Genomic DNA, 7,142 nt, shown 5'->3' with positions numbered 1-7,142 from the left:
GAAACGATTGAACTGGCTACCCGCAACGGATTCCGGTCAATCATCAGCCATCGCTCCGGCGAAACTGAAGACACCACGATTGCCGATTTAGCCGTAGCTACGAGAGCCGGACAAATCAAAACAGGTTCGCTTTGCCGCAGCGAACGGGTGGCGAAGTACAACCGACTGCTGCGAATTGAAGATGAATTGGGCGATCGCGCCGTCTATGCGGCTACGATTGGGCTAGGCCCCCGCTAAAGCGGATTAATTCGGGCAGTTTGTGCCAGATAATCGGGTGGCTCGTTCAGGAATTCAGTCAATTTGTCTGTTGTCTATAAAAGGATTGACCGACTTTTGCACAACTCAATATGAAACTAAAAATCCTAGCGATCGCCACCCTATTTGCTCCCCTGTCTGTGTCAGCAGCCGTCCGCGCCGAAGCAGTTAGACCATTACTTCAAATCCAACCCTGTAATAACTGTCAGCTCATCGGCGCTGCTGAAACGACGCCAGACGCTCAAGAGGATTGGCAGGAGTTTTCTTCCTCTGAAGGAGGCTTTGTGGTGCTAATGCCGGGAACCCCAGAGGAAGAAACACATACCGAAAAAGCTGAAGAAGGTGACGTTGAGCAGCATTTGTTTACAGCCGCTACGTCGGATGGTGTCTTTTTAGTCTCCTATGCTGACTTTGCCAACGAGATCGATCGGCTAGAGGCTAAAGAACTCTTGGATGCGGCGACTGAGGGTTATATAACGGATGGCGCGAAGTTAATCGCTCAGCGCCCAATTTCACTGCATGGAAGTCCCGGCAGAGAAATTAAGTATAAAGATTCGGACGGTTCTATTGGTCAATGTCGGATTTTTCTGGTGAACAAGCGGCTGTATCAAGTCAGTACGCTTGGTTCAAATACCAAGGATGTTCAAAAGTTTTTCGGCTCATTTCAATTAGTGCCGTAATCAAAGCATTTGGAGTATTTTTTCACATAAACTCATTCACATTTTGTAGGGGCGTGTTTGTGCCATGCCCCTACACCAGGAATTAGGGGTGAATAAGTACTACGACCAGCGATCGCTGTTTGCCAGCCAATTATTTTAGATACCCGTTTTCTAGACTAGAAAACGGGTTTTTGGTATGTACCTAGCGATCCAATATTTTATTGGGCTGCGACTGAGTCGCGCGATCGCGTCAAATTTTTCTCGTCGCAGCTAACTTCAGTAAGCCCCTCTGATTGCCAACACCAGCCGCTCATTCGACGACTCCGAAAAAACGATCCCTCAGCCATCCAACTCAACACCCAAAAATCTAAAAGGCGATCGCTACGGGTAAAAACCGAGTTGAGGTAAACCTAGGGTTTCTTCCATACCCAGCATCAAATTGAGACATTGGAGAGCTTGACCAGCTTGACCTTTGATTAAATTATCAATCGCTGACATAACAATGACCCGATCCGTGCGGGGATCAACTTCGATGCCGATATAGCAAAGATTAGTCCCGCAAGCCCATTTCGTTTGAGGGTAGATGCCGCCTGGTAATATTTTGACAAAAGGCGAAGCACGGTAGAAAGCTGAAAAGATGGTAATTAAGTCTTCTCGCACTAACCCCGGATCGCGCAAGTTGGCATAAACGGTTGCGAGAATCCCGCGCACCATTGGAATCAAGTGAGGGGTAAACTGCACTGTAACTTCGTGACCGGCGAGATCGCTACAAACTTGCTCAATTTCGGGGGTATGTCGGTGCCGTCCGCCAACACCGTAAGCTCCTAGCGTATTATCTGCCTCAGCCAACAACAAATTGGTTTTCGCTTGCCGTCCGCCGCCGGAGGTGCCAGATTTGGCGTCGATAATCGCAGTTTCTGGTAAGACTAACCCTTGCTTGAGTAGCGGCGAGAGTGCTAGCAAACTGGCGGTGGGATAGCAACCCGCACAACCTACTAACTGGGCGTCGGCAATGCGATCGCGGTATAGTTCCGGTAAGCCGTAAACCGCCGTAGTTGCGAGTTCTCGGTCTTGACGTTCTCCCCCGTACCAAGCTTGATAGGTTTCCGGGTTGGAAAATCGGTAATCGGCGGATAAATCCAGCACTTTGCACCCCTTCGCCACTAGCGTCGGTGCCATCTGATAGGCAAGACCATTGGGCAAAGAGAGAAAAACGGCTTGACAGCGATTGGCAATGGTATCTAAATCAAGCGGTTCTATCTTTAAGTCAACGCGATGACCTAAATGGGGGTAAAGGTCGGAAAATGACTTTCCAGCGCTACTCTCACCACCTAGGTAAACCAGTTCGACTCCTGGATGCTCCATCAAGAGTCTTACAAGTTGCACACCACCATAGCCTGACGCGCCAACAATTCCAACAGGCACGCGCCCTAAATCACCCATGATGCTTGTTCCCTAAAAAGTTTAAATTTTAAACGCTCAGCGGTCAGCAAAGCGCAGTCAACCAAAGTCAGTACTGAGCGATCAGGATACGGCATTGCCACGTCCCTAATGGTTGCTGAATAGAATTTCTTTGTCATTGCTTATTCCTCAGTCCTGCTAAAAGCTGATGGCTGAAAGCGACTTTTGCTGCATTGTAGTATTAAAACCAAGATTTGGTGGTAGAAATATCAGCGTTATCATTTAGGGTTACAAGGTTAGCTGCGGCGAATTCAAGGTTGGCTAGAGCAACTGTTCGGGGAGTGACCGACTCTTTTGGAAATTTATCCTTATAGAAAAGCACCGCTCCAATTGATATTTTGGGCGGTGCTGCGTGGTCTAATTAGCGTTATAAATCAATATCATGACATATTGCGCTTCTCACTTGAACCTAACGCCATAACTCTCTTTTAGGCAAGGTGCGAGGGAATCCTTCTTCTTTCCCTTAATTCCTACTTATAGCAGTCATAAATGAGTTGTGAAGGCGAGATCCTCGACAAGTCTTACGAAGTGGGGGATCTGAAGGGCTGACATCACACAACTCAATTTGGATCGCTATAGCAGTCCGAGGGGATTTCTATGAGATATTTTAAACGAATCGTCTTAGCGAGCGAGCATAGCTGAGGGCGTCCACGCTATAGAATATAGAAGATAAGAGGAACCGAGAAAAAAGAATATTTCAGTTTTTTTTAGTTGCTATCTATGAATCTCGATTTAGTTATTTATATAATTATTTTTTAAGTTTATATTTTAATCCCAAAACGGTAATATTTTGTATTTCAATCGAATTACTTTCATAGAGATGACTTTAAAAAAACTAATAATGTGAGATTCATTTATTCAATTTGTTTTAACAACTCGGAGGGAGATACGCTTAAAGCTTTTGCTAAACGGACGATATTAACAAGGGAAACATTTCTCTCGCCCCGCTCAATACCACCGATGTAAGTGCGGTGTAACCCAGTTAATTCTGCTAATTTTTCCTGGGAAAGTTCCCGTGCCTTTCTCAATTTTCGGAGTTGTTTGCCAAATTTTTCGAGTTCGGGATTAGCCGCCATGATTGAGAAAGAAGGTTGTTTTAGATAACGATAAGTCTACAGACGATAAGTATCAATTTGAGCGATCGCTGTCGAATTCGCGCGATCGCGCCGCTGGGGGCTGCCCACAGGCTACTCTCAAAAAGAGATACTGGATCTATGGTTTATTGCGCTAATTAATCTGTGGAATTGTCTCAAAGCAAAGAGGCGCAAAATCGCGCTTCTTCAACCCAACCGTTTAAATTTGACGCGATTGACGCCGCCTTGGCAGACCTGAAGGCTGGGCGGGTGGTCGTGGTAGTCGATGATGAGAGCCGGGAAAACGAAGGCGACTTGATTGGCGCGGCTCAGTTCGCCACGCCCGACATGATTAATTTTATGGCGGTGAATGCAAGGGGTTTGATTTGTCTGGCGCTGACAGGCGATCGCTTGGACGAACTGGATCTGCCGTTGATGGTGAGCAACAACACCGACAGCAACCAAACTGCTTTCACCGTCAGCATCGACGCCGCACCGAATATGGGAGTCCGTACCGGCATCTCAGCGGAGGATAGGGCGGTGACGATACAAGTCGCTCTGAACCCAGCAACCCAGCCGAATGACTTGCGCCGTCCCGGTCACATTTTCCCCTTGCGGGCGAGGGAAGGAGGCGTCCTGAAACGAGCCGGTCATACAGAAGCCGGTGTTGATTTGGCAAGATTGGCGGGATTGTACCCGGCTGGGGTGATCTGTGAAATTCAAAATCCCGATGGGTCGATGGCGCGGTTGCCAGAGTTAATCGAGTACGCCAAGACTCACCAACTGAAAATTATTAGCATTGCTGACTTAATTAGTTACCGCCTCAACCACGAACGGTTTGTCTGCCGCGAGACGATTGCTGAACTGCCGACTCAGTTTGGGAATTTTCAAATTTACGCCTACCGCAACAGCCTGGATCAATCCGAACACGTCGCAATTGTCAAGGGAGACCCAGCCGAGTTCTCAGACCACTCAGTGATGGTGCGGATGCACTCGGAATGCCTCACGGGTGACGCTTTGGGTTCTATGCGCTGCGACTGCCGCATGCAGTTGCAAGCGGCGCTGAAAATGATTCAGAATGCCGGGTCGGGGGTTGTGGTTTACCTGCGCCAAGAAGGACGGGGAATTGGGCTGGTTAATAAATTGAAAGCATACTCGTTGCAAGACATGGGGCTGGATACCGTCGAAGCAAACGAGCGCTTAGGTTTCCCTGCTGACTTGCGGGATTACGGGGTGGGGGCGCAAATTCTCAACGATTTGGGAGTGAAAAAAATTCGCCTGATCACGAATAATCCCCGCAAGATTGCAGGTTTAAAAGGTTATGGCTTAGAGGTGGTGGATCGGGTGCCGCTGTTGATTGAGGCGAATGATTATAATTCCATCTATCTAGCGACCAAAGCGAAAAAGCTGGGTCATATGCTGTTGCAAACGTATTTAATCACCGTAGCGCTGCACTGGCAGGATGAGCCGGAGTCAGTCACAAAGCGCTACGAACGATTAGAGAAACTGCGGCATTTGGCAAAAACTCACGATTTGTTGTTGCAGGAAGAAACGCGACCTGTTGGGATCGCTCTGTTCGGCACGCCATCGTTAACCGTTCACTTAGGTTTTGACCAACCGAATCTGGCGTCACCGGATTGGTATCAGCAGACAGGACATCCTTATGTGCGAGCGATCGCGCAAATTCTGGATGCTTTGAGCGCGTGGCCTCAGTTGCAATATCTAGAATTTATGGTTTCGACGGGAATAGACCCCCTGACAGGCTTACAAATCCAGCTAGACCGGCAGAACTTCCCCGCAAGTACCCTGCCTTCGTCAGTTTGCCATCAGTTAGAAACCCAGAAAATCTACAGCTTTCAGAGTGGTGAGGGCTAAGTAGAGTTAGGACTGAGGACTGAGGGCTGAGGACTGAGTAGAGTTGGGGCTGAGTAGAGTTAAGACTGAGGACTGCGTAGAGTTAGGACTGAGGGCTGAGGACTGAGGACTGAGTAGAGTTAGGGCTGAGGACTGAGTAGAGTTAGGAAGGTTTTCAGCTAACGTTTGTGAGCTTTTACTTGATGAGCGTCTAAGTAGATTGGGATAAATAAACTTAACGGATAGGACTGTTTATCGCTCATGGAAAATTGAAAATTACCATGCACAATCAACGATAAACGGGCTTATTGAGTTATGTTTATTGTCACCCAGTTACTTAATTCCGTAATTTCTAGTAATGAAGCGATGCACTACGGATATAAAGCTATCACCGTTATAGGAACTGCCGCCTTACTTAGTGGAGGGACGACAGCTATCTATGCACAGACTCAGCCCCTACTCTTTCCTCAGCACTCTTTCCCTAGCACTCTTATAGTGGCTCAGTCGAGTGCAGAGGAATTATTCAATCGAGGGATGGAGAAGTATAACCAAGAAAACTATAGCGGCGCTTTCAATGATTTCACCGCTGCAATTCGCCAGGATGCCAACCTGACTAAAGCCTACTACAGCCGAGGGTTGGCAAGGCGGAAGCTAGGAGATAATCAGGGAGCGATCGCAGATTACACGGAGTTGCTAAAGCGAAATCCCCAGAATGCCGATGCCTACCTAAATCGGGGTGTAGTTTATGCCGACCAAAAAAAGTATGGGGAAGCAATTGAGGATTACACCAAGGCGCTGAATCTCGACCAGAAAAATGCGATCGCTTATTACAACCGGGGGAACGCTCGCAGTGCCCTAGGAAATCCTAGAGGAGCCGTTGAGGACTACAGCAAAGCGATTCAGCTTCAGCCTAGGGATGCCACCGCCTACGTGAATCGGGGGAATGCTCGCGTTCAACTGGGAGAAACCCAGGAAGCGATCGCTGATTTTACGAAGGCTCTGGGTCTGAACCCTAATCTAGTAGAAGCTTATTACAATCGCGGGATTGTCCGGCGGCGGCTGGGAAATATCAAGGAAGCGATCGCGGATTATGACCAAGCCATCCAGCGCGATCCCAACAATGCAGCAGCTTACTACAATCGAGCGATCGCTCGTCAGCAAATTGGTAATCCTCAAGCAGCCATTGCCGACTATACCGAGGCGATCGCTATTTCTCCCAACTTTGCTAAAGCTTATGGCAACCGGGGGCTGCTGCGCTACGAAACCGGCGATGCTAGAGGCGCAATTGAGGATTTACAAGCATCTGCGCGACTTTTCTCCGAGCAAGGATTAACCGCTGACTCTCAAAAGGCATTGCAATTGCTGAGACAGTTAAAATAGACCGCCTCCGTCATCGAAATGAGCCAGTGCCCATCTTCTGCCAGATCCCAACCACGTTCTGAGGTGAAAGTCGGTCAGGGTTGTTATTTTTCGCAAACACCGCTGGAATTTTGTACACCCTTTTTCAGAGGAGATAGGGTAGAGATCGTGTGCCGCTTCGCAAGGATACGTCTCTTTAATTACAGCAAATCCAACCGCATCTCATTACTTTCGCTAAAGCCAAGACTAGAGTAGACTGGCTTACCTGGTGGGGAGGCGTGTAGGATAACCCTTGTGCAGTTAAGCGATTTTAGATGGTCGATCGCACAAAGCGTAAGTTTCTTGGCAAGTCCCTGTCTGCGGTGAGGCGGTTCAACGTAAACTCCCCAGATGTATCCATATTTGCGAGATTCCGGTTTGAGGATATGCGGGTAAAGACCAGCAAACAGCTGACAACTTGCTGAAGCGATCGCTCTCCCAT

At 48.2% G+C, this 7,142-nt stretch carries 6 protein-coding genes and 1 pseudogene; 4 read left to right on the top strand and 3 right to left on the bottom strand.

The window, feature by feature from the left end; all coding sequences use genetic code 11:
- A pseudogene (gene eno, locus H6F50_RS01850) lies at positions 1-237 on the top strand (phosphopyruvate hydratase); the annotation flags it as partial.
- A gap of 110 nt (positions 238-347) precedes the next feature.
- Entirely contained in the window at positions 348-935 is a 588-nt protein-coding gene (locus H6F50_RS01845) for a hypothetical protein (RefSeq protein ID WP_190425659.1), read from the top strand.
- A 360-nt stretch (positions 936-1,295) separates the two neighbouring features.
- Here H6F50_RS01845 and argC read toward each other — a convergent pair whose 3' ends face one another.
- Both argC and H6F50_RS01835 read right to left on the bottom strand, forming a co-directional pair.
- Positions 1,296-2,357: an N-acetyl-gamma-glutamyl-phosphate reductase gene (gene argC, locus H6F50_RS01840; RefSeq protein WP_190413299.1), complete on the bottom strand. Its 1,062-nt coding sequence runs from the start codon at positions 2,355-2,357 to the stop codon at positions 1,296-1,298.
- Between the two features lie 872 nt (positions 2,358-3,229).
- Positions 3,230-3,451 (bottom strand): helix-turn-helix transcriptional regulator, encoded by a 222-nt coding sequence (locus H6F50_RS01835; RefSeq protein ID WP_190425656.1) that lies wholly within the window; start codon positions 3,449-3,451, stop codon positions 3,230-3,232.
- A 162-nt stretch (positions 3,452-3,613) separates the two neighbouring features.
- Between H6F50_RS01835 and ribBA the strand changes: the two genes are divergently transcribed.
- Together ribBA and H6F50_RS01825 are read left to right on the top strand one after the other, a co-directional pair.
- On the top strand, positions 3,614-5,323 hold the full coding sequence (ribBA, locus tag H6F50_RS01830) for a bifunctional 3,4-dihydroxy-2-butanone-4-phosphate synthase/GTP cyclohydrolase II (RefSeq protein ID WP_347277126.1): 1,710 nt from the start codon (positions 3,614-3,616) through the stop codon (positions 5,321-5,323).
- 294 nt (positions 5,324-5,617) lie between these two features.
- Positions 5,618-6,682, top strand: coding sequence for a tetratricopeptide repeat protein (locus H6F50_RS01825; protein WP_190425653.1), 1,065 nt, complete (start codon positions 5,618-5,620; stop codon positions 6,680-6,682).
- 179 nt (positions 6,683-6,861) lie between these two features.
- Here the strand turns inward: H6F50_RS01825 and H6F50_RS01820 are convergent.
- A partial coding sequence (locus H6F50_RS01820; RefSeq protein WP_190425650.1) for a GNAT family N-acetyltransferase occupies positions 6,862-7,142 on the bottom strand: 281 nt, incomplete at its 5' end.

The organism is Coleofasciculus sp. FACHB-712 (assembly GCF_014695635.1).
Taxonomy (GTDB): domain Bacteria; phylum Cyanobacteriota; class Cyanobacteriia; order Cyanobacteriales; family FACHB-T130; genus FACHB-T130.
Note: the sequence above shows the minus strand (reverse complement) of the source record. Positions and strands in the feature narration are given on the sequence as shown.